We start from the raw sequence: 23,446 nt of genomic DNA, 5'->3' as shown, positions 1-23,446 counted from the left end.
GTGTGCTGAGTCACAGCACACCCGGCCCGTACGACGAGCGTTTACTTCGTCCAGTCCGACCAGGACATGTTCCAGCCGTTGAGGCCGTTGTCCGGAGCGACCGTCTTGTCGTTGGAGTTCTTCACGACCACCACGTCACCGACGATCGAGTTGTCGAAGAACCAGGCGGCCGGCACATCGCTGTCGTAGCCGCCGCGCACATCGCGTACGCCGATGCAGCCGTGGCTGGCGTTGTAGTTGCCGAAGGCGCCGCCGCCCCAGTAGTTGCCGTGGATGAAGGTGCCCGAGTTGGTCAGGCGCTGGGCGTGCGGCACGTCCTTGATGTCGTACTCGCCGCCGTAGCCGACCGTTTCGCCGTTCATACGGGTCACCCTGAGGCGCTCGCTGATGACCATCTGGCCGTTCCAGGTGTCGTAGCCCGGCTTGCCCGTGGTGATCGGGATGGTCTTGATGACCTTGCCGTCGCGCTTGACGACCATCTTGTGGGTCTTGGCGTCGACCGTGGAGACCTGGCTGCGGCCGATGGTGAAGTTCACGGTCTTGGCCTGCTTGCCGTAGACGCCCGGCCGGCCCTCGACGCCGTCGAGGTTGAGGGTGACGCTGACCTTCGTACCGGCCTTCCAGTACTGCTCGGGACGGAAGTCGAGGCGGTCGTTGCCGAACCAGTGGCCCTCGACGTCGACCGCCGGCTCGGTCTTGATCTTGATGGCCTTCTCGACGGCGTCGGGGTGCGTGATGCCCCGCGTGAAGTGGATCGAGAAGGGCATCCCGACGCCGACCTTGGAGCCGTCGTCGGGCGTGTAGATGCCGACGAAGGTGTTCTTCGGGGTGAGCGTGGTGAAGGCGGAGTCCTCGGCGGCCTCACGGCCGTCGGAGTCCTTGGCCACCGCGTGCACCTTGTACTTGGTGGCCGAGGCGAGGTGGGTCGAGGGCGTCCAGGTGGCGCCCCCGCCCGTTATCTCGCCGTCGACCGCGTTGCCCTTGGTGTCCTCGACCTGAACCTCGGTCAGCTTGCCCTTGACGGCGGTCACCTTGAGGGCGCCGCTGGTCTTGACGTCGTCGGCGCCGTCCTTGGGGGCCACGGTCACGACGGCCTGCGAGGCCTTGGTGTCCGCCGTACTGGAGCCCTTGTCCTTGCCGTCCCCCGAGCCGGACCCGGAGTCCTTGCCCCCTCCGCCGCCGCAGGCGGTCACGGCGAGCAGCAGGGCGGCAAGGAGCAGCGCCAGAACTCCCCGCTTCCCGTGTGTCCGCGCGCCAACCGACGCCCCCGATATCGGTCGCCCGTTCAAAGTTGTTCTCCCCTCGCACGGCCTGATCAGGCCCGCACTCCAGCGCGTCCCACGCGCGTATCGCGCTAATTAATCACACGACCTGGAGCGATGGCTCCCCGGGTATGTCACTGTTCAGTCCCAACTTCGGCCGAACGGGGCGCCACTGGAGTGCGTCATGCAAGTGCCCCATATCGGGCTACTTCACCGCGCCCCCCGCTTTCCACTCCTTCCAGCCCATGTTCCACCCGCCGAGCCCGTTGTCGGGAGCGACCGTTTTGTCATTGCTGTTGACGACCTCGATGACGTCCCCGATGAGGCTGCGGTCGAAGAACCAGCCCGCCGGGGTGTCCGAACTGCCGCCCTTCACGTCCTCCAGGCCCACGCAGCCGTGGCTGACATTGGTGTTGCCGAAGGCGTCCGGCGCCCAGTAGTTGCCGTGCAGGAAGGTGCCGGTGTCGGTGAGCCGCATCGCGTGGGGGACGTCCGGGATGTTGTACTCGCCGCCGAAGCCGACCGTGCGGCTGTTCATCCGCGTCACTTCGAGCATCTCCATGACGACCATTTTCCCGTTGTACGTGGTCCTGTTGGGGGCGCCCGCCGTGATCGGCACCGTGGCGACGAGGTCACCGTCGCGGCGTACCTCCATGGTGTGCGCGGCGGCGTCGACGAGGGAGACCTGGCTGCGTCCGATGGTGAACGCGAAGGTCTTGTACTGGAGTCCGTAGACGCCGGGTGCCCCCTCGACGTCCCGCAGATGCAGCCCGACCGTGACCTTCGTGCCCGGCTTCCAGTAGTCCCGGGGACGGAAGTCGAGGCGGCTCTTGCCGAACCAGTGCGGTCGGATCTCGACGGCGGGTTCGGCCTTCACCCGGATGGCGCGCTCCACGGCGGCCCGGTTCTTGATCTCCCGGTTGAAGGAGAGCGAAACGATCATTCCGGTGCCGACGGTGGATCGGTTCTCCGGGGTGACATAGGCGATGAACCGCTCGTCGGGGACGGCCGTCGTGAACGTCGTGTGCCGCGCCGAGCGCCGCCCGCGTCCGTCGAGGGCCACCGCGTCGACGGTGTACTTGGCCGCCAGGGCGACCCGCGCGTCGTCGGGCTTCCAGGTCAGGCCGTCGTCGGCGATGTGCCCCGGCACCGGGGACTCCTGCGCGTCCTGGGACTTGACGACCTTCACGGACTCCAGGCGCCCGCTGGGCACCCATACCTTGATTGCCTCTTTTGGGCGTACGCCCTTGCTGTTGTCGGCCGGCGAGACGCGGATGGCGTCCTCGGGGGCCTGTGGTTTGCCGAACACCCGGTCGATCCCGTCCGAGGTGCAGCCGGAGGCTCCGGCCAGCAGGCCGGCCCAGGTCAGTACGGCGGCCAGCGCGGCCCCTGCGCGCCGCGCGCGCGTCTGTACGTGCTTCACAGTGGGCCCAACGACTGTGCCCCTCTGGGGAAACGTGAGTGCGAGCCACGCTCTGGGCAGAACAGTGGGGAGGACGACGCGAAGGGGAGCCGCGGCCGGGACGCCGCACGCTTCCTTCCGGGTCGTTCCACGAGCCGCGGGAGGCTGACCGGTGTCGAGCGCACCCGAGCAGGAGGCAGTCCAGGAGGGACGTGCCGCGGGCGGCGGGCTGCCCGCGCAGTCGGCTCCCGCGCTGAACGGCGCCCGGCGGTCGCCGACGCCCGCCGTGTCCGTGTGGCCGGGCGCCCCGACCCCGCTCGGGGCGCGCTTCCGCGTCGGCCCCGACGGCGCCGCGGGCACCAACTTCGCCCTCTGGGCGGGCGGCGCGGAGGCCGTGGACCTGTGCCTCTTCGACGAGCGGGACGGCGAGATCCACGAGACCCGTGTCCCGCTCACCGAACTCACCCACGAGATCTGGCACGGCTTCGTCCCCGGTGTGCTGCCCGGCCGCCGCTACGGCTATCGCGTGCACGGCCGCTGGGACCCGTGGACCGGCGCCCGCTGGAACCCGGCGAAGCTGCTCCTCGACCCGTACGCCCGTGCCGTCGACGGCGACTTCAGCCTGCCGCCCGAGGTGTACGGGCATGTCCGGGACTGGCCCCAGCAGCAGGTGGCCGACACCGTGCGCGACGACCGCGACTCGGCGTCGTACGTCCCCAAGGGTGTCGTGGTCCATGACGACGACGACTGGTCGGACGACCACCGCCCGAAGACCCCGTGGGCGGACTCGGTCATCTACGAACTGCATGTGCGCGGGTTCACGCGACTGCACCCCGGGATTCCGGAGGAACTGCGGGGCACGTACGCGGGACTGGCGCACCCGGCCGCCATCGAGCATCTCGTGAAACTCGGGGTGACCGCCGTGGAGCTGCTGCCGGTGCACCAGTTCGCGCACGAGGACCATTTGCTGCGCAAGAGCATGCGGAACTACTGGGGCTACAACTCGATCGGCTATTTCGCACCGCACGCGGGTTATGCCGCCTCCGGGACGACCGGGCAGCAGGTCGGCGAATTCAAGCGGATGGTACGTGCGCTGCACACCGCCGGTATCGAGGTGATCCTCGACGTGGTCTACAACCACACGGCGGAAGCGGACGAATTGGGCCCGATGCTGTCGCTGCGCGGCATCGACAACCGGGGGTACTACCGGCTGCAGTCGGACGCCCGCCGGTACGCGGACTACACGGGGTGCGGGAACACGCTGCACGTGGTGCAGCCGCATGTGTTGCGGCTCATCACCGATTCGCTTCGGTATTGGGTGACGGAGATGGGGGTGGATGGCTTTCGGTTCGATCTGGCTGCCGCGCTGGCGCGGTCGATGCACGACGTCGACATGCTCTCGCCGTTCCTCGCCGTCATCGCCCAGGATCCGGTGCTGCGGCGGGTGAAGCTGATCGCGGAGCCCTGGGACGTGGGCTCCGGTGGCTATCAGGTGGGATCCTTCCCGCCCCTGTGGACGGAGTGGAACGACCGGTATCGCAACGCCGTGCGGGATTTCTGGCGCGGGGCGCTGCCCGATGTGCGGGATCTGGGATATCGGCTGTCCGGGTCGAGTGATCTCTACGCGTGGGGTGGGCGGCGACCGTACGCCTCGGTGAATTTCGTGACCGCCCATGACGGGTTCACGCTGCGGGATCTCGTCTCGTACGAGCGCAAGCACAACGAGGCGAACGGGGAAGGGAATCGGGACGGTTCCGACGACAATCGATCGTGGAACTGCGGGGCGGAGGGGGAGACGGGGGACGAGCGCGTACGGGCCCTGCGGCGGCGGCAATTGAGAAATCTGCTGACGACGCTCTTGCTGTCGACCGGGGTGCCGATGCTGGTCGCCGGGGACGAGTTCGGGCGGACTCAGCGGGGGAACAACAACGCGTACTGCCAGGACAACGAGATCAGCTGGGTCGACTGGTCGTGTCTCGACGATCCCGGGTGGCGGGCGCTGTTCGAGCTGACGTCCCGGTTGATCGCCCTGCGGCACGAGCATCCCGTGCTGCGGCGGCGGGCGTTCTTCTCCGGGCGGGCGCATTCGGCGGACGGGTTGCGGGACTTGGCGTGGTTCACCGCGCGGGGGACGGAGATGACCGAGCGCGACTGGTACGCGCCCGCGGCGACGCTGGGGATGTATCTGTCCGGGCGGGACATCCCCGGGCGGGACGCGCGGGGGGTGCCTGTCGTGGACGACAGTTTCCTCGCCGTGTTGCATGCCGGGGACCGGCCGGTGAGTTTTGTGCTGCCGGGGTCGCCTTGGGCGGAGCGGTACGAGGTGGTCGTCGATACGTCTCGGGAGGAGCAGGGGGTGGCGCCCGGGGTGGTGCATCGGGCGGGGGCGGGGATTACGGTGCCGGCTCGGGCGGTGTTGCTGCTGCGGGTGGTGGGGTGAGGGCCCGCGGCGGAGCCGCTGAGGGATGCGGTCTCGCCCCCTCCGCCCCTGCCCGACCCGTACCTGGGGGCTCCCCCCCAGACCCCCCTGGGTTGTCTTTTGGGTGCCGACCGGTGGGGGCTTGTCGCGCAGTTCCCCGCGCCCCTGAAGGGGCCGTCCACACCATGGACGGTGGCTTGACGGCTCAGCCTTCCCGCTGGCACCGTCCGTGGCCATGAGGCCCTCCGCTGATCACCCGTGCGCGCTCGTCGCGCTCGTGGAGCGGCGCCACGTCGACCTGTGCCGGCAGTCCAGCGCCATCTGTCGCTGAGCCCGCAGTCTCCCCCGCCCTCCCTTCTTCATTTCCTTCTTCGTGTCCCGTCGTAGGACACGTCTGTCCCGAGGAACCCGCATGTCCGAAATATCCCGTCGGGCCTTCGGTGGTCTGATCGGTGGTGGTGCCGTCACCGCCGTCGCCGGTACGGCCACCGCCGCCGAAGCAGCCCCCGCCGAACGCCCGTTCCAGGCCCGTACCGCCTCCTCCGGCTCCGGCCGGCGGCCCAACCTCCTCGTCATCCTCGGCGACGATCTGGGCTGGGCCGACCTCTCGTCGTACGGCGCACGCACATCAGGACGCCGAACCTGGACCGGCTGGCGCGGCAGGGGGTCAGGTTCACCGATGCGTACTCCGGGTCGGCCACCTGCTCGCCGACCCGGTTCAGCCTGTACACCGGGCGCTATCCGGGGCGTACGAAGGGCGGGCTGGCCGAGCCCATCGCGAACCGCGCCCAGGGACTCGACCCCCAACACCCCACCCTGGCCTCGCTGTTGAAGAAAGCGGGCTACGCCACGGCGCTGATCGGCAAGTGGCACTGCGGCTGGCTGCCCGACTACAGCCCCACCAAGTCGGGATGGGACGAGTTCTTCGGCAACTTCGGCGGTGTGCTGGAGTACTTCTCCAAGCTCGGTCAGCTCGGGTCCTACGACCTCTACGAGGGCGACGCGGAGTACAAGGACCTGCGGTACTACACAGAGGTCCTGACCGAGCGGGCCGTGGAGTACGTCGGCCGGGTGCACGACAAGCCGTGGCTCCTCAACCTCAACTTCACCACCCCGCACTGGCCCTGGCTCGCCGAGGACGACGCGGAGACCGGTGCCGAGATCGCCGCGAAGATCAGGGCCGCCAGGAGCCAGGCCGAGGTCACCGCCGCGCTGCTGCACAACGACGGCGGCTCGGTCGAGAAGTACACACAGATGGTCGAGAGCCTCGACGCCGCCGTCGGCGAGGTGCTGGCCGCGCTGCGCCGTTCCGGGCAGGAGGAGAACACGCTGGTGTTCTTCGCCAGCGACAACGGCGGCGAGCGCTTCTCGTACCTGTGGCCGCTGAGCGGCGAGAAGGCCTCGCTGCTGGAGGGAGGCATCCGGGTGCCGGCCATCGTGCGCTGGCCGGCCCGGATCGACGGTCACCAGGTCAGCCACGAGCCGAACTACTCGCCCGACTGGACCGCGACCCTGCTGGAGCTGGGCGGCGCCCGGCCCGACCCGGCGTATCCGCTGGACGGCACCAGCCTCGCGGGCTATCTGCTCCGGGGGGAGGAACTGCCCGAGCGGGAGCTGTTCTGGCGGGTGCGGGGCAACCGGGCGCTGCGGCGCGGGGACTGGAAGTACTACCAGGACGCGAGCGGCAAGGATCACCTCTACAACCTCGCCGACGACGCGCGCGAGCAGGCCGACCTCGCGCCGGACAAGCCCGCGTTGCTCGCCGAGCTCAAGGCGGCGTGGGAGAAGATCGGGGGCGGTCTGCTGCCGTATCCGGCCGCCTAGCCAACCACGCGCACGGCTAGCCGAGGATCCCGCGGTCGTACGCCACCGCCACCGCCGCCGCGCGGTCGTTGACGCCCAACTTGGCGTACAGGTGGGTGAGATGGGTCTTCACCGTGGCCTCGCTGATGAACAGGACACGGGCGATCTCGCGGTTGGAGGTGCCCTTGGCGACCAGGGCGAGGACCTCGCGTTCGCGGGCGGAGAGGGTCCCGGAGGCGGTGGTGGGGGTGCGTACGGCCGAGACCAGGCGGGAGGCGACCGCCGGGGACAGGACCGTACGGCCCTCGGCCGCCGCGCGGACCGCCGTGAAGAGCTCGTCCCTCGGGGCGTCCTTGAGGAGATAGCCCGTGGCGCCCGCCTCGATGGCGGGGAGCGTGTCGGAGTCCGTGTCGTACGTCGTCAGCACGAGGACCTTGGCGCGGGCGCCGCGACGGGTGAGCTCCGCGATGGCCTCGACGCCGTTGCCGCCGGGCATGCGGAGGTCCATCAGGACCACGTCCGGGTCGAGGTTCACCGCCAGCGACACGGCTTCCACGCCGTCGGCCGCCTCGCCGAGGACGGCGAAACCGGGCGCGGACTCGAACATGCCGCGCAGACCGTCCCTTACGACGGGATGGTCGTCGACGATCAGCAGGGAGATGGGCACGTCATCGGTCATGGCGCACCAACGGTACGCGAGCCGACACCGCCGTACCCTGGCCCGGCTCGGACTCGACGGTGAGCGCCCCGGCGATACGCTCGGCGCGGGCGCGCATGCCGTCGAGGCCGAAGCCTCCGGTGCCGGTGCGCTCGGGGACGGCGACGGGGTCGAAGCCGTGGCCGTCGTCGCGGATGTCGAGGGTGACCTCTTCGTCCATGAAGCTGAGGGTCACCCCGACGCGCGAGGCGGCCGCGTGCCGCGCGGCGTTGGACAGGGCCTCCTGGGCGATGCGCAGAAGGGTGGCCGAGACCTCGTCGTGCAGCTGTTCGGCGGTTCCGGTGAGCGTGAACTCGGCCCGTACACCGGTGCGTTCGCCCCATTCGGCGACCGTCTTCTTGAGCGCCTCGGGCAGACCGTCGTCGACGAGCGCGACCGGTGCGAGGTTCTGCACGGAGCGGCGGGCCTCGCCGAGGCTGTGCCGGGCCAGGTCGGCTGCGCGGCCCAGGTGTTCGCGGGCGGCGGCCGGGTCGGGCGTGTTCGCCACGACCTGGAGCTGGGCGATGATCCCGGTCAGGCCCTGCGCGATGGTGTCGTGGATCTCGGCGGCGAGGCGGCGGCGCTCGTCTGCGACCCCGGCCTCCCGTGCCTGCACGAGGAGTTGGGCGTGCAGCGCGGCGTTCTCGTCCAGGGCCTGCTGCAAAGCCGTGTTGGTGCGCCCCAGTTCGGCGATGGTCTCGGCCTGGACGCGGGCGCGTTCGTCCTCCGTGGCGGCCAGGCGGTCGAAGACGGCGACCAGGACGAGGGTGATCGCGAGGATCGCCCCGAAGAGCAGCCACTGGGTCCCCCCGTGCGGAGGCATCCCGCCGGACTGCGCACCGGCCATGGTGACGGCGGTGGCGAACAGTCCGACGCTCCGCAGCGGCCGCGGCAGCAGCCGGCGGGCGCCGAAGTAGCCGGTGAACGCGTAGAAGCAGAAGAACAGGTTGATCCAGGTGAGGGCGAAGGCGATGACCCAGCGGACGGTGTAGTAGCAGATGCTGGTGGCGGACGGCCCGCGCTGTGTGCCGGGGACGGTGCCCCACCACGCCTGGAGCACCAGCCCGGCGGCGACCAGACCCCCGACCGCGTACCAGTCGCCGGGCCCCATGCCGACCAGGCCCGCGGTCGGCACCGCGAGGACCGCGGCGACCACCAGCAGCCAGTACGGCGCCCGGTGGTTGATCACCGCCCACCGCTGCTCGACTCCCGCCACGTCCTGCGCCATGGGCCCAGTGTCGGGCACGACAGTCCTCACTCCCAGCGGAACCAGCGGCTCGCCGCACCCGTCAGCAGCAGGATCCACACCGCCGGCACGCCCAGGTGGGTCCAGCCCGGCCAGTGGCCCGCCGCCGCCTGGTCGAGGGCCTGCGCGGCCGCTCCGAAGGGGGTGTAGCCCACGATCCGGGCGAGGGTGTCCGGCATGGCCTGCACCGGCAGCCACACGCCCGCGCAGAACATCATCGGGAAGAACACGGCGGACCCGATCGCGCCCGCGATCTTCGTCGTACGGGACAGGGCCGAGACCACGGCGCCCAGCGCGAGGGCGACCAGGACGGCGAGGAGCAGTGCGAAGGCGTACCCGAAGGGCTGCTTCGGCAGCCGTACGTCGAACGCGAGCCGTCCGACGGCGAGCGCGAGCAGCGCCGACACCAGGGCCGCCCCTCCGTACACCGCCATCTGCGCGGACAGCAGGGCGCTCGGTCGTACGGGCGTGGTGGACATCCGGCGCAGGATGCCGCGCTCGCGGTAGCCGGTCAGGGTCTGCGGCATCGACTGCAGGCCGCCGACGATCAGGCCGAGCAGGACGGCCACCGGGACGTAGGCGTCGACGGGCCGCAGGCCGCCGACGGAGTCGTCGGGCTGCCGGAAGGAGGGGATGGAGCCGAGAATCACCAGGAGGAGGGTGGGGAACAGCAGGATCCAGAAGATGCCGCCGGGTTCGCGGCGGAAGAGGCGGATCTCGGTCCGCAGTACGGCGGTGTTGACGACGGTGGTGGTCGCACGGGGGCGTGCGACGGCGGTGTTCATGCTGTGGCCTCCGTCAGGTCCAGGAACGCGTCGTCCAATGTGGCGTCGGACACGCGGAGTTGGTGGGCGGTGATGCGGTGGCGGGCGAGCAGTGTGATGACGGCGTTGACCGTCTCGTCGGTGCCGGACAGGGTGATCCGGCCGTCCTTGTGCTCCACGGAGGCGAGCGCGGGCAGCACGGTCAGCTCCCGCTCGTCCAGCGGTGCCGACGGTGTGAAGCTGATGACGGTCGAGCCCGCCGAGCGGCGGATCAGGCCCGCCGGGGTGTCCAGGGCGGCGAGGCGACCCTTGTCGATGACGGCGATCCGGTCGCACAGGCGCTGCGCCTCCTCCATGAAGTGCGTGACGAGGAGGACGGTGACGCCCTGGGCGCGGACGTCCTCGATGAGCGCCCAAGTGTCGCGGCGTGCGCGCGGATCGAGTCCGGTGGTCAGTTCGTCGAGCACGACCACGCGGGGGTTGCCGATGAGCGCGAGCGCGATGAACAGGCGCTGCTTCTGGCCACCGCTGAGCTTGCCGAAGCGGGTGGTGAGCCGTGCGGTGAGGTCCAGGCGTTCGGCGAGCGGGCGCCAGTCGGCGGGGTGCGGGTAGAAGGCGGCGTACAGCTCCAGCGCCTCGCGCACGGTGAGCTTGGCCTGGAGTTCGCTCTCCTGGAGCTGGGCGCCGAGGACGCGGCTGGTCTCCTCGTGGTCGGCGACGGGGTCGAGGCCGGTGACCCGGACGCGGCCCGCGTCGGGGATCCGGAGGCCCTCGACGCACTCGACGGTGGTGGTCTTGCCGGCCCCGTTCGGGCCGAGGATCCCGAAGATCTCGCCCTCCTCGACGGTGAAGGAGACACCGTCGACGACGGCCCGGCCGCCGTAGGACTTTCGCAGTCCGCTGACTTCGATGACTGACATGTCTCGAGCATCCCGGCGGGCCGGGGCCGGGCACATCGCCCATCGCGCTCGAAGCGGCATCGGCCGATCGGTCGATGCGGCGGTACGACCCCTCGAACGCCCCGGTCGTAGGGCCATCGAACGATGCAGGTCCGGCCAAAACTCGGTGGGCGCTGTCAGTGCCGAACCGTAGGCTCGCCGGTGATGCCCACACCAGATGCAGTGACCAAGGACCGTGCCGGAACCGAGGACCGAGCCGACGACCAGGACGACCGTACGGGGACCGAGAACCGTGCCGGCCGTTCGACCGTACGCAGCCTGCTGCGCCTGTGGCCGTATGTGCGGCCGGTGCGGGTGCGGCTGTTCGGCGCGGCCTTCGTCGCGGTGGTCGCCTCCTGTACGGGGCTGGTGTTCCCGCTCGTCCTGAAGTGGATGGTGGACGGTCCGGTGGCCGGCCACGATCCGGCGGGCGTCTGGCTCGGGGCGCTGTATCTGCTGCTGCTCGGGGTGGCCGAGGCCGGCCTGTTCGGGCTCCGGCGGTGGCTGGTGGCGCGGCCGCTGGCGGGGGTCGAGGCGGGGATGCGGGCGGATCTCTACCGGCATCTGCAGCGCCTCCCGGTCGCCTTCCACGACCGCTGGGCCTCCGGCCAGTTGCTGTCCCGGGGCACCACGGACCTGATGCTGCTGCGCATGTTCCTGGCGTTCCCGCTGACTTTCCTGCTGGTCAACGCTGTGACGATCCTGGTGGGCGTGGCCATCATGCTGGCCCAGGAGTGGACGCTCGGGCTGGTGCTGCTCGCTCCCGCCGTCCCCGTCGTGATCGTCTGCTGGATCTTCGAGCGGCGCTACTCGGAGGTGGCCCGGCGCTCGCAGGACCAGGTCGGCGATCTGACGACGGTCGTCGAGGAGAGCGTGCTCGGCATCCGCATCATCAAGGGCTTCGGCCGCCATCGCAGCCAGGCCCGCGCCTTCCGCGAGCTGTCCCGCACCCTGCGCGGCACGGAACTCGTCAAGGCCCGCCTCCTCGCCTCCATCTGGGCTGTCATCGTCACCCTCCCCGAACTCGCCATCGGCGCCGCCCTCGTCCTCGGCACCGTCCAGGTCGCCGACGGCCACCTCTCCGCCGGCACGCTGGTCGCCTTCCTCTCGACGGCCCTCGCCCTGCGCTGGCCCGTCGACTCCATCGGCTTCCTCCTCGCCATGAGCCAGGAGGCGGCGACGGCTACGGAGCGGTACTTCGAGGTGATGGACGCTGAGCCGGAGTCGACCGAGGCCGACACCGCTACCGCTGTGGGCAATCGTTCCGCAGGGCGATGGGGGTCCCCCCTGCTCGAGCGCAGCCGAGAGCTTGGGGGAGGGTGGGCACAGCCTGCGGCGCCGGATACCGATTCAGCGGGGTCCAGGGACGGCGGACTTCGGTTCCACAACGTCCAGTTCCGTTATCCGGATGCCCCCGCGGACGCGAACCCCGTGCTGGAGCACATCGACCTCCACATCCGCCCCGGCGAGAGCATGGCCCTGGTCGGCGCCACCGGCACCGGCAAGACCACCCTCACCGCCCTCGTCCCCCGCCTCCACGAGGTGACGTCCGGCCGCATCACCCTGGACGGCCGGGACATCACCGCGATGCCCCGCGACGAACTCCGCGAACTCGTCGCCGTCGCCTTCGAAGAGCCCACCCTCTTCTCGGCGACCGTCGGCGAGAACGTCCTCATGGGCGGGAACGACGACGCCGGCCGGCCGGAGCTGGACCGCGCCCTCGCCGTGGCCCAGGCCGACTTCGCGCACGCCCTCCCGCAGGGCACCGCGACCCAGGTCGGCGAACAGGGCCTGAGCCTGTCGGGCGGCCAGCGCCAACGCCTCGCCCTGGCGAGGGCGGTGGTCGGCCGCCCCCGCTTCCTGGTGCTCGACGACCCCCTGTCGGCCCTGGACGTCCACACGGAGGCCGCGGTCGAGGCCGCCCTGCGCCGCGTCCTGGCGGAGACGACCGCCCTGATCGTGGCGCACCGCCCGTCCACGGTCCTGCTCGCCGACCGCGTGGCCCTGCTCTCCGGCGGCCGCATCGCCGCGGTCGGCACCCACCAGGAACTGCTGCACACGAACGCCGAGTACGCCCATCTGATGTCAGGCGACGAGGAGGCCCACCGATGACGGCGCCCACAACAACCGCGCCGGACAAGGACAGGGACAAGGACGGGAACGGACCGGCGCAGGACCCCTCGGAGTACAAGGACCCCTTCGACCGCGACGTCCTCCCCACTCCCCCGGGCGCGACCGCCGCTCTCCTGCGCTCCCTGCTCGCCCCGCTCAGGGCCCGCGTGGTCGTGACCACCGTCCTGCTGCTGCTCCAGCAGGCCGCGGTGCAGGCGGGCCCGCTGCTCGTCGCGTACGCCCTCGACCGCGCCGTACCGGCGTTCCGGCTGGGCGACCACGGCCCGCTCATCGCGGTGGGCGTCGCGTACCTGCTGTGTTCGCTGGCCTCCGGCGGACTCCAGTACGCCTTCATCCTCGCCTCGGCCCGCGTCAACCAGGACGTGCTGCTCGATCTGCGCGGCCGGATCTTCCGCCACGCGCAGGCGCTCAGCATCGACTTCCACGAGCGCTACACCTCGGGCCGGCTGATCTCCCGCTCCACGACGGACGTCGAGTCACTGCGCGAGCTGCTCAGCGAGGGCCTGCAGGAGCTCGTCACGGTCATCCTGTCCTTCGTCTACATCTCGGCGATGCTGCTCTGGCTGGACCTGGGCCTCGGCGCGGTGGCGGTGGCGTCCTTCGTCCCGCTGTATCTGCTCATCCGCCTCTACCAGCACCGCGCGGGCCGTATCTTCGCCCTCCGGTCGACCGCGATCGCCGCCGTGATCGTGAAGTTCGCGGAGACGATGAACGGCATCCGCCCGGTGCGCGCGTTCCGCCGGGAGGCCGCCAACGACGCGGACTTCCAGGTGCTCAACCGGCGCCACGAGAAGACGAACGGCGACGCCCTGCTGGAGATGGCCCGCTATGTCCTCGGCTCCCGCCTCGTCGCCAACACGGCGGTCGCCGGGATCGTGCTGTGGGGCGCGTACCGGGTGGCCTCGGGTTCGCTGGCGCTGGGTGTGCTGGCCGCCGCGGTGCTGTATCTGCGCCGCCTGTACGACCCGATCGACAGGCTCGGTATGTTCCTCAACTCCTACCAGTCCGCGGCGGCTTCGCTGGAGAAGATCGCCGGCCTGCTGGCCCAGACTCCGTCCGTGCCGGAGCCGTCCGCGCCGCGGCGGCTGCCCGCTCTCGCGTCCGAGCACCCCGGTCGCGAGGTCGTCTTCGACGACGTCCGCTTCGCGTACCGGACCGGCGGCGAGGTCCTTCCCTCCTTCTCGCTCACACTGCCCGCGGGGCAGACGGTGGCCGTCGTCGGCTCGACGGGCGCGGGCAAGTCGACGCTGGCCAAGCTCCTGGCCCGCTTCTACGACCCTTCGGAGGGCCGGGTCCTCCTCGACGGTGTCGATCTGCGCGATCTCTCCGTGCCCGAACTGCGGCGCGGTGTGGTGATGGTGACCCAGGAGGCGTTCCTGTTCTCCGGCACGGTCGCCGAGAACATCGCGATCGGCCGCCCCGACGCGTCCCGCGAGGAGATCGAGCGGGCCGCGAAGGCGATCGGCGCCCACGATTTCATCAGCGTCCTGCCCGAGGGCTACGACACGGACGTACGCAAACGGGGTGGCCGTATCTCGGCCGGTCAGCGCCAACTGGTCGCCTTCGCCCGGGCGTTGCTCGCCGACCCGGCGGTCCTCATCCTCGACGAGGCGACCAGCTCCCTGGACATCCCCGGCGAACGGGCGGTCCAGCGCGCCATGGCGACGGTCCTGCGCGGCCGTACGGCCGTGGTCATTGCGCACCGCCTGTCGACGGTGGAGATCGCCGACCGTGTCCTGGTGATGGAGCACGGGCGGATCGTCGAGGACGGCGGCCCGGCCGAACTGATCGCGGGAACGGGACGGTTCGCGGATCTGCACAGGGCCTGGCGGGACAGTCTGGCTTGAGGAAGGTCCTTTCGCCCCCTCCGTCCCAGACCCCGCTCCTCGAACGCCGGAAGGGTTTATTTCAGCCCGTCCGGCGTTCGAGGACGAGGCCGTTGAGGCCGCTGGCGGGGGCCTGGGGCGGCAGCCCCAGGTACGGGACGGAACGGGGCGGAGGGGGCGGACAAAGAAGGGGGAGCTGATGATCGACGCGTACGAGGATCCGGGGACGCCGGACTGTCGTGGTGGCTGGCGGTATCTGTGGTGGCTGATCACCCGGCAGGCGGGACGGTCCGCCGCCGGCGCGCTGATCGCCAGCGTGTGGATGGCGCTCCTGGCGCTGACGCCGTATCTGCTGTCCCGCGCGATCGACGACGGTCTGGAGCCGGGCGACCAGTCCGCGTTGGTCGGCTGGACCGCCGCCGTGCTGGCCATCGGAGTGTTCAACGCCTGGCTGGGCGTGATGCGGCACCGCACCATGACCAAGCTCCGGATGGACGCCAACTTCCGTACGGTCAAGGTCGTGGTCGAGCATTCGACCCGGCTGGGAGCCGCTCTGTCGCGCCAGGTCGGGGCCGGGGAGGTCGTCACGATCGGCGTCGGCGACGTGCAGACGATCAGCGTGTCGCTGACCGTCGTCGGCCCCGGTCTGGCCGCGGTCTTCACCTACGGCGTGGTGGCGGTGCTGCTGCTGTCGGTCTCACTCCAGCTGGCCGTGGTGATCCTGCTCGGGGTGCCGCTGATCGCCGTGCTCATCGGGCCGCTGATGAGGAGACTGCAGGGCACGGAGACGGAGTACCGCGAGCGGCAGGGCGTGCTGACCGCCCGGATCGGCGACCTGGCCGGCGGCCTGCGGGTCCTCAACGGCCTGGGCGGCAAGGGGCTGTTCGCCGACGCCTTCCGCCGCGACTCGCAGGCGCTGCGGGCGCAGGGGTACCGGGTCGGGTCGGCGACCAGCTGGCTCCAGGCGCTGGGCACGGGGCTGCCGACGCTTTTCCTCTCCGTGGTGACGTGGCTCGCGGCCCGGCTGACCGCCCAAGGGGACATCACGGTCGGCGAGTTGGTGTCGGTCTACGGCTATGTCGCGGTCCTCGTGATGCCGGTGGCCTTCGTCATCGAGTGCGGCTACCAGCTCAGCCGGGGCGTGGTCGCCGCCCGGCGCGTCGCACGGTTCCTGGCCCTGCAGCCCGCCGCCAGTCGCGCGGACGCGCTGGACGCGCCCTCCTCGCCCGCGGCGCTGCATGATCCGGAGTCCGGAGTCCGGGTGGTGCCGGGGCAGCTGACCGCGCTGGTCGGTGCCCGACCCGCGGAGTCCGCGGCCGTGGTCGACCGCCTCGGCCGGTATGCGCAATCGGCGGTGACCTGGGGCGGCGTACGGCTCGACGAGATCGCCCTGCCGCAGGTGCGCGAGCGGATCCTGGTCGCGGACAACGAGGCCGATCTGTTCGCGGGCACCCTGCGCGAGCTGGTCTCGGGCAGCCGGGAGCACGACGACGAAGCCGTGGCACGGGCCGTGCACGCGGCCGTGGCGGACGACATCGTCCTCGGTCTGCCGGACGGTCTCGACTCGGCCGTCGACGCGCAGGGCCGCAGTCTCTCCGGCGGCCAGCGGCAGCGGGTCCGTCTCGTGCGGGCGCTCCTTGCCGACCCGGAGGTGCTGCTCGCGGTCGAACCCACCTCGGCGCTCGACGCGCACACCGAGGCGGCCGTCGCGGCCCGGCTGCGCACCGCGCGCTCCGGCCGTACCACCGTCGTCACCAGCACCTCGCCGCTGTTGCTGGACCAGGTGGATACCGTGTGTTTCCTGGTCGACGGCAAGGTCACGGCCGTAGGAACCCATCGCGACCTCCTCGACGGGGAGCCGGGCTACCGCGCGCTGGTGGCCCGCGACACGGATCTGGAGGCGGACTCGGAGCCGGAGGCGGATGCGGAGCCGGAGGCGGACACGGACCCGCGGTCGGCCGTCGACGCCGAGGAGGCCGTGCGATGAGCGCACACCTGCCGATCGCCGAGCCCGCCGATGTGCGCCGGGCGTCGGTGCGGCTGATCCGGGCGGACGGGCGGGCCTTCGCCGCCGTGCTCGGCCTCAACGTGCTGGCCGCCGGGGCCGGTCTGGTCGGGCCCTGGCTGCTCGGGCGGATCATCGACGACGTACGGGCCGGGGAGGGTGTGGACGCCGTGGACCGGCTGGCGTTCGTCATCCTGGTGTGCTCGCTGGCGCAGCTGCTGCTGGCACGGTGGGCCCGGTATGTGGGGTACCGCTTCGGGGAGCGGACGCTGGCGCGGGTGCGGGAGGAGTTCGTCGAGCGGGCGCTGACGCTGCCGGCCTCGGTCGTGGAGCGGGCGGGCACGGGCGACCTGACCGCGCGTGGCACCGCCGATGTCACCGTGGTGGGCAACACCCTGCGCGACGCGGGACCCGAGCTGCTCATCGCCTCCGCCCAGGCGCTGTTCATCCTCGGCGCGGTCTTCGTCATCGACCCGCTGCTCGGCGGCTGCGGGGTGCTCGGCCTGGTCGGCATCTGGTTCGCGCTGCGCTGGTATCTGCGCCGGGCCCGCACCGGCTATCTCGCCGAGGGCGCCGCCACGTCGGAGGTCGCCGAGATCCTCGCGGCGACCGCGTCCGGCGCCCGCACGGTCGAGGCGTTCGGACTGCAGAAGCGCCGGACCGCCGCCAGCCGGGACGCGCTGGAGACCGCCCGCCGGAAACGGATGTGGACGCTGTTCCTGCGCAGCGTGTTCTTCCCGGCCGTGGAGATCTCGTACGTCATTCCCGTGGTCGGAGTGCTGCTGGTGGGCGGCGCCCTGCACGCGCGGGGTGCGATGAGCCTGGGTGTCGTGGTCTCCGCGGCCCTGTACATGCGCCAGCTGGGCGAACCGCTGGACCAGATCCTGAACCGGGTCGAGCAACTGCAGTCCAGCAGCGCCTCCTTCGCCCGTGTGGAGGGCCTCGCCCGGGCTCCGCAGGCCGTACCGTCCGGCTCCCCCACCCCGGCGGACGACCGGATCGACGTGACCGGTGTGCGCTACTCCTACGAGCGCGGGGGCGAGGTGCTGCGCGGGGTCGATCTGACCGTGCGGCCCGGGGAGCGGCTGGCCGTGGTCGGACCGTCCGGCGCAGGGAAGACCACCCTGAGCAGGCTGTTGGCGGGCGTCGACGCGCCGGGCACCGGCACGGTGACGGTCGGCGGGGTCCCGATCGTCGCGCTCGACCCCGAGCAGCTGCGCCGGCAGGTCGTCCTGGTCACCCAGGAGCACCACGTGTTTCTCGGCACGGTCCGGGACAACCTGCTGATCGCCGAACCCGCTGCCACCGACGCCGAGTTGTGGGCGGCCCTCGCCGCGGTCGGCGCCGAGGACTGGGCCGAGGAGCTGCCGGAAGGCCTGGACACCCGGCTGGGCCCCGAGAGCCACTGGGTGGACGGCTCCCGCGCCCAGCAACTCGCCCTGGCCCGGGTCGCCTTGGCCGACCCGCACACGCTGATCCTCGACGAGGCGACCGCGCTCCTGGACCCGACGACCGCCCGCCATACGGAACGCGCGCTGGCCGCCGTACTCGAAGGGCGCACCGTCATCGCCATCGCGCACCGTCTGCACACCGCGCACGACGCGGACCGGGTGGCCGTGATGGAGGACGGCCGCCTGACCGAACTCGGCACGCACGACGAGCTGGTGGCGGCCGAGGGGGCGTACGCGGCGCTGTGGCATTCGTGGCACGGGGAGCGACGGTCTTCGGGCGGCTGACATGCGGCGGGGCCCGGTCGGAGCTTCTTTCGCCCCGCTGATTTTCAGCCCGTCCGGCGTTTGAGGACGAGCGCGTCAGCGCGATGCGGGGGGTCTGGGGGGGGCGGCAGCCCCCCCCAGATACGGGACGGGTAGGGGCGGAGGGGGCGAACAAACCCCCCCGGCCCCGCATTCCCTGGTTGAATGATCAGCCCGTCGGACCAGGGGGAGACATGGGGCTGGAGACGACCGTCGCCGTGGCGGGGTTACTGGTGGCGATCGTGGCGGCGGCGCTCGCCTGGGCTCCGCAGCGGCTGGCGAGCCGGGACCGCGGCGTCGACCTGTTCGTCCGGGTCCGGAGTCATCTCAAGTCCCGCCGTGCCGAGTTGAGCACCGCGGGCGCCGACGGCCAGACCGAGCACCGCGCCGACCCGGAACTGGTCCTGCTGACCCGGCCCGGCTGGATCCCGCCCCGACCGCTCCCCTTGGACACCGTCCGCATGACGCTGCGCGAACCCCGCGAACTGCGGGAACTGGTCGAGGCCGGGAAGCTCGCTCCGGTGATCGACCGGACGTACGGCTCGTTGAGCGAGGTGCCGGAGGCCATCCGCTACATGGAAGTGGAGCACGTCCGCGCGAAGGTCGTCGTGACGGTGTGACGCCGGCTCCGGGCGGGGCAGCGAGCGCGGCACCGCCGCGACGAGCTGCCAGGCGTTGTCGCCGGCGTCCAGCCAGTTGGGATACGGGATTCACCGCACCGTCAACTCCCTTCGTGGGAGCGGCGGTCCGGCGGACCGCCGGTTGCACGGCAGGATCCTGCCGGATCTGCTGCGGGTCGGTTCCCGGGGCATGTCGGTGGAGCGAATTTCCTCTCACGCGCCCGGGAAGCGGCGGAGAAGATCCGAAGAAGATCCGCACACCGTCCAACAAAGGGTTCGTATACCGAACATGACCACCCGGACAACGAACCATTTCCGGCCAAGTTCTTGATGCGCTCCTGACAGGGAGCGTGATCCCCTGCCACTCTTCCCACGGTTACTTCACAGCAACCCCATAGCTGTGTCGCTGTGTTGTACGTACGACACCCCATGCACCTGGTTCCGCGTACCGCCCTGTTCTGCCCGGACGGGTCACCCATCGTCCGGTCTCCCCTGGCCGCGCGACCCGCGGCCACGCAGAAGGAGTCAGTGTTGAGTAGCAGTTCTCCCCACAGACGCACCTCCCACATCACCAAGCGCCGTGTCGCGGGCGTCGCCCTCGTCGGCGTCTCCGCCCTGTTGGCCGCGGCCGTCCAGTCGGGCGCCGCGAGCGCCGCCCCGGAGAAGGCACCTCGGGCGGGCAAGGTCAACCCCGGCGCGGTCGCCATGAAGCTCACCCCTTCGCAGCGCGCGGAGCTCATACGCGACGCCAACGCGGCCAAGGCGACCACCGCCAAGGACCTGGGCCTCGGGGCCAAGGAGAGCCTGGTGGCCCGCGATGTCATCAAGGACCACGACGGCACCGTCCACACCCGCTACGAGCGGACGTACGCCGGACTCCCGGTCCTCGGTGGCGACTTGGTGGTCGACACCGCCAAGTCGGGCAAGACCGAGCACGTCTACAAGGCGACGAAGGCCACCCTCAAGGTCGCCACCCTCAAGCCCGCGGTCGCCGCCTCCAAGGCGGAGAAGCAGGCCCTGTCCGCCGCCAAGGCCGCGGGGTCGAAGAAGACCGACGCGGACCGCGCGCCCCGCAAGGTGATCTGGGCGGCGAGCGGCACGCCGGTCCTGGCGTACGAGACGGTGGTCGGCGGTCTTCAGGACGACGGCACGCCGAACCAGCTGCACGTCATCACCGACGCCGCCACCGGCAAGAAGCTCTACGAGTACCAGGGCATCAAGAACGGCATCGGCAACACCCAGTACAGCGGCCAGGTGACCCTGACGACCACCCAGTCGGGCTCCACCTTCACGCTGAACGACGGGGCCCGCGGCGCCCACAAGACGTACAACCTGAACCACGGGACGTCCGGCACCGGCACGCTGTTCTCCCAGACGAACGACACCTGGGGCAACGGCACCACGTCGAACGCCGCGACCGCCGGTGCCGACGCGCACTACGGCGCCGCGGAGACCTGGGACTTCTACAAGAACACCTTCGGCCGCAGCGGCATCAAGAACAACGGCGTGGGTGCGTACTCGCGCGTCCACTACGGCAACGCGTACGTCAACGCGTTCTGGGACGACGGCTGCTTCTGCATGACGTACGGCGACGGGTCCGGCAACGCCGACCCGCTGACCTCGCTGGACGTCGCGGGCCACGAGATGAGCCACGGCGTCACCTCCAACACCGCGGGCCTCAACTACTCCGGTGAGTCCGGCGGTCTGAACGAGGCGACGTCCGACATCTTCGGCACCGGCGTCGAGTTCTACGCCAACAACTCCTCCGACGTCGGCGACTACCTCATCGGCGAGAAGATCGACATCAACGGCGACGGCACCCCGCTGCGCTACATGGACAAGCCCAGCAAGGACGGCGGTTCCGCCGACTCCTGGTACTCGGGTGTCGGCAACCTCGACGTGCACTACTCGTCGGGTGTCGCCAACCACTTCTTCTACCTGCTGAGCGAGGGCAGCGGCGCCAAGGTCATCAACGGCGTGAGCTACAACTCGCCGACCTCGGACGGCCTTCCGGTCACCGGCATCGGCCGCGACAAGGCGCTGCAGATCTGGTACCGGGCGCTCACCACCAAGTTCACCTCGACCACCAACTACGCGGCGGCCCGTACCGGCACGCTCGCGGCGGCGGGTGAGCTGTACGGTACGACGAGCGCCGAGTACACGGCCGTGCAGAACGCGTGGGCGGCCGTGAACGTCGGTTCACGTCCGGGCGGTGGCGGCGGCGGCACGTCGTTCGAGAACATGGCCGACGTATCGATTCCGGACAACGGCGCGGCGGTCACCTCGTCGATCACGGTCAGCGGCCGCACCGGCAACGCGCCGTCGAACCTCGCGGTCGCCGTCGACATCGTGCACACCTGGCGCGGCGACCTGGTCATCGACCTGGTGGCTCCGGACGGGTCGACGTACCGCCTGAAGAACTTCAGCTCCTCCGACTCGGCGGACAACGTGCAGGCGACCTACACGGTCAACGCGTCCTCCGAAGTCGCCAACGGCACCTGGAAGTTGAAGGTCCAGGACCAGGCGGCGCAGGACACCGGCTACATCAACAGCTGGAAGCTGACCTTCCCGTAGACCGCTGGTGAATTCCGCGGCAAGGACAGGGCGCCGTCCCGGAGGTTCAACTCCCCGGGGCGGCACCCCCTTTGCCAGGTCCTGGCCCGCGTTTTGTTGCCACTTGACGAAGATCGACCTCGCACAAAGAGCACCCCACTGTTCACCCAAAGGACGATTTTCGGCCAAGGTCTTTATGGGCTCCTGACATGTACGCGCCCCAGATGGCACTCTTCCACCGCACGGCTCACCCGCACCGCAACTTCACACTTCCGTTCGGCCACCCCACGCCGTTCGGTCGCCCCCACAAAAGGAGCTTGCGTGACCCCCCTCTACGCGCGTCACAAGCGCACCACTCTGGCCATAGCCACCGCTGTCGCGGCCGGAGCCCTGCTCGCCACCGGTATGACCACCGGCGCTTCCGCCCAGCCCGAGGCGACCCCCGACGGCAGGACGACCCTCGCCGGCGCCCCGGTCCAGCTGTCCTCGGCGGCGCGTACGACCCTCATCCACAAGGCCCAGGCCACGAGCACCGAGACGGCTCAGGAGATAGGCCTCGGCGCCAAGGAGAAGCTGGTCGTCCGCGACGTCGTCAAGGACGCCGACGGCACCGTCCACACCCGCTACGAGCGCACGTACAACGGCCTTCCGGTCCTCGGCGGCGACCTGGTCGTCCACCAGAAGCCCGGCAAGACCCAGAGCGTGACCAAGGCGACGAAGGCCACCATCAAGGTCGCCTCCCTCAAGCCGCAGATCGCCGCCGCCAAGGCCGAGAAGCAGGCGCTGACCGCCGCGAAGTCCGCGGGCTCGGACAGGACCACGGCCGACAAGGCGCCCCGCAAGGTGATCTGGGCGGGCTCCGGCACCCCGGTCCTGGCGTACGAGACGGTCGTGGGCGGTCTCCAGGACGACGGCACCCCGAACGAGCTGCACGTCATCACCGACGCGGCCACCGGCAAGAAGCTCTACGAGTACCAGGGCATCGAGACCGGCACCGGCCACAGCCTGTACTCGGGCGACGTCACCCTGAACACCACCAAGTCGGGCTCGACGTACCAGCTGACCGACGGGACGCGCGGCAGCCACAAGACGTACAACAAGTCGCACACGACCAGCTCGTCGGCGGGCACCCTGTTCACCGACGCGGACGACGTCTGGGGCACCGGCGCGGCCTCCAGCTCCACCACCGACCAGACCGCGGCCGTCGACGCCGCGTACGGTGCGCAGGAGACGTGGGACTTCTACAAGAACACCTTCGGCCGCAGCGGCATCAAGAACAACGGCGTCGCCGCCTACTCCCGCGTCCACTACGGCAACGCGTACGTCAACGCGTTCTGGGACGACAGCTGCTTCTGCATGACGTACGGCGACGGTGACGGCAACACCCACCCGCTGACGTCCCTGGACGTGGCCGGCCACGAGATGAGCCATGGCGTCACGGCCAACACCGCGGGTCTGAACTACAGCGGTGAGTCCGGCGGTCTGAACGAGGCCACCTCCGACATCTTCGGCACCGGCGTCGAGTTCTACGCGGCGAACTCCAAGGATGTCGGTGACTACCTCATCGGTGAGAAGATCGACATCAACGGCGACGGCACCCCGCTGCGCTACATGGACAAGCCCAGCAAGGACGGCGGCTCCGCCGACTCCTGGTCCTCCGGCGTCGGCAACCTCGACGTGCACTACTCGTCGGGCGTGGCGAACCACTTCTTCTACCTCCTCTCGGAGGGCAGCGGCGCCAAGACGATCAACGGGGTCAGCTACAACTCCCCGACGTCCAACGGCTCCACGGTCACCGGCATCGGCCGCGCCAAGGCGCTGCAGATCTGGTACAAGGCGCTGACGACGTACTTCACGTCGACGACGAACTACAAGGCCGCCCGCACGGGCACGCTCTCGGCGGCGGCCGCCCTGTACGGCTCCGGCAGCACCGAGTACAACGCGGTGGCCGCGGCCTGGTCCGCGGTCAACGTGAGCTAGCCCTCACGTAACGAGAGCCAGTTCTCGCGCAGTTGAACGATGGC

At 70.5% G+C, this 23,446-nt stretch carries 15 protein-coding genes and 1 pseudogene; 10 read left to right on the top strand and 6 right to left on the bottom strand.

Going from position 1 to position 23,446, the window contains the following annotated elements:
- Positions 1 to 41: 41 nt before the first annotated feature.
- Complete coding sequence (locus AB5J53_RS33285; protein WP_369249308.1) at positions 42 to 1,289, bottom strand: Ig-like domain-containing protein; 1,248 nt, start codon at positions 1,287 to 1,289, stop codon at positions 42 to 44.
- A 178-nt stretch (positions 1,290 to 1,467) separates the two neighbouring features.
- On the bottom strand, positions 1,468 to 2,685 hold the full coding sequence (locus AB5J53_RS33280; protein WP_369249307.1) for an Ig-like domain-containing protein: 1,218 nt from the start codon (positions 2,683 to 2,685) through the stop codon (positions 1,468 to 1,470).
- A 151-nt stretch (positions 2,686 to 2,836) separates the two neighbouring features.
- On the opposite strand from AB5J53_RS33280, the gene glgX reads away from it, so the two are divergent.
- The 3 genes and pseudogenes from glgX (at position 2,837) to AB5J53_RS33265 (ending at position 6,907) form a co-directional block, all read left to right on the top strand.
- A complete protein-coding gene (glgX, locus tag AB5J53_RS33275) occupies positions 2,837 to 5,104 on the top strand; it encodes a glycogen debranching protein GlgX (protein WP_369249306.1) in 2,268 nt (755 codons plus the stop codon).
- 214 nt (positions 5,105 to 5,318) lie between these two features.
- Positions 5,319 to 5,414 carry a putative leader peptide gene (locus tag AB5J53_RS33270; protein WP_369249305.1) on the top strand — a complete coding sequence of 32 codons (96 nt, stop codon included), beginning with the start codon at positions 5,319 to 5,321 and terminating at the stop codon, positions 5,412 to 5,414.
- Between the two features lie 81 nt (positions 5,415 to 5,495).
- Positions 5,496 to 6,907 (top strand): annotated as a pseudogene (locus tag AB5J53_RS33265) (sulfatase).
- A 16-nt stretch (positions 6,908 to 6,923) separates the two neighbouring features.
- Here the strand turns inward: AB5J53_RS33265 and AB5J53_RS33260 are convergent.
- Genes AB5J53_RS33260 through AB5J53_RS33245 form a run of 4 tightly spaced genes read right to left on the bottom strand, consistent with a single transcriptional unit; the run spans position 6,924 to position 10,513 of the window.
- Positions 6,924 to 7,565, bottom strand: a complete 642-nt coding sequence (locus AB5J53_RS33260) for a response regulator (RefSeq protein WP_369249304.1) — start codon at positions 7,563 to 7,565, stop codon at positions 6,924 to 6,926.
- The gene (locus tag AB5J53_RS33255; RefSeq protein ID WP_369249303.1) at positions 7,555 to 8,811 is read right to left on the bottom strand and encodes a sensor histidine kinase; all 1,257 of its coding nucleotides are present in this window, start codon (positions 8,809 to 8,811) and stop codon (positions 7,555 to 7,557) included. Before AB5J53_RS33255 ends, AB5J53_RS33260 begins: the two co-directional genes overlap by 11 nt.
- Before the next feature lie 26 nt (positions 8,812 to 8,837).
- Complete coding sequence (locus tag AB5J53_RS33250; protein WP_369249302.1) at positions 8,838 to 9,614, bottom strand: ABC transporter permease; 777 nt, start codon at positions 9,612 to 9,614, stop codon at positions 8,838 to 8,840.
- On the bottom strand, positions 9,611 to 10,513 hold the full coding sequence (locus AB5J53_RS33245; protein ID WP_369249301.1) for an ABC transporter ATP-binding protein: 903 nt from the start codon (positions 10,511 to 10,513) through the stop codon (positions 9,611 to 9,613). The genes AB5J53_RS33250 and AB5J53_RS33245 overlap by 4 nt, the downstream gene beginning before the upstream one ends.
- A gap of 183 nt (positions 10,514 to 10,696) precedes the next feature.
- Here AB5J53_RS33245 and AB5J53_RS33240 point away from each other — a divergent pair, with 183 nt between their 5' ends.
- The 7 genes from AB5J53_RS33240 to AB5J53_RS33210 all read left to right on the top strand — a co-directional run bounded on the left by AB5J53_RS33240 (position 10,697) and on the right by AB5J53_RS33210 (position 23,402).
- Positions 10,697 to 12,643 (top strand): ABC transporter ATP-binding protein, encoded by a 1,947-nt coding sequence (locus AB5J53_RS33240; RefSeq protein ID WP_369249300.1) that lies wholly within the window; start codon positions 10,697 to 10,699, stop codon positions 12,641 to 12,643.
- Positions 12,640 to 14,511 (top strand): ABC transporter ATP-binding protein, encoded by a 1,872-nt coding sequence (locus tag AB5J53_RS33235; RefSeq protein ID WP_369249299.1) that lies wholly within the window; start codon positions 12,640 to 12,642, stop codon positions 14,509 to 14,511. Before AB5J53_RS33240 ends, AB5J53_RS33235 begins: the two co-directional genes overlap by 4 nt.
- A gap of 178 nt (positions 14,512 to 14,689) precedes the next feature.
- Positions 14,690 to 16,477, top strand: a complete 1,788-nt coding sequence (locus AB5J53_RS33230; protein ID WP_369249298.1) for an ABC transporter transmembrane domain-containing protein — start codon at positions 14,690 to 14,692, stop codon at positions 16,475 to 16,477.
- Positions 16,474 to 18,231, top strand: coding sequence for an ABC transporter ATP-binding protein (locus AB5J53_RS33225; protein WP_369249297.1), 1,758 nt, complete (start codon positions 16,474 to 16,476; stop codon positions 18,229 to 18,231). Before AB5J53_RS33230 ends, AB5J53_RS33225 begins: the two co-directional genes overlap by 4 nt.
- Positions 18,232 to 18,443: 212 nt before the next feature.
- Positions 18,444 to 18,869: a zinc-binding dehydrogenase gene (locus AB5J53_RS33220; RefSeq protein WP_369249296.1), complete on the top strand. Its 426-nt coding sequence runs from the start codon at positions 18,444 to 18,446 to the stop codon at positions 18,867 to 18,869.
- Positions 18,870 to 19,400: 531 nt separating this feature from the next.
- Entirely contained in the window at positions 19,401 to 21,443 is a 2,043-nt protein-coding gene (locus AB5J53_RS33215; RefSeq protein ID WP_369249295.1) for a M4 family metallopeptidase, read from the top strand.
- Positions 21,444 to 21,743: 300 nt separating this feature from the next.
- A complete protein-coding gene (locus tag AB5J53_RS33210; RefSeq protein WP_369249294.1) occupies positions 21,744 to 23,402 on the top strand; it encodes a M4 family metallopeptidase in 1,659 nt (552 codons plus the stop codon).
- Positions 23,403 to 23,446 lie beyond the last annotated feature (44 nt).

The sequence above is a fragment of the Streptomyces sp. R41 genome (assembly GCF_041053055.1).
GTDB lineage: Bacteria > Actinomycetota > Actinomycetes > Streptomycetales > Streptomycetaceae > Streptomyces.
This window is presented reverse-complemented; position numbering and strand designations above follow the sequence as displayed.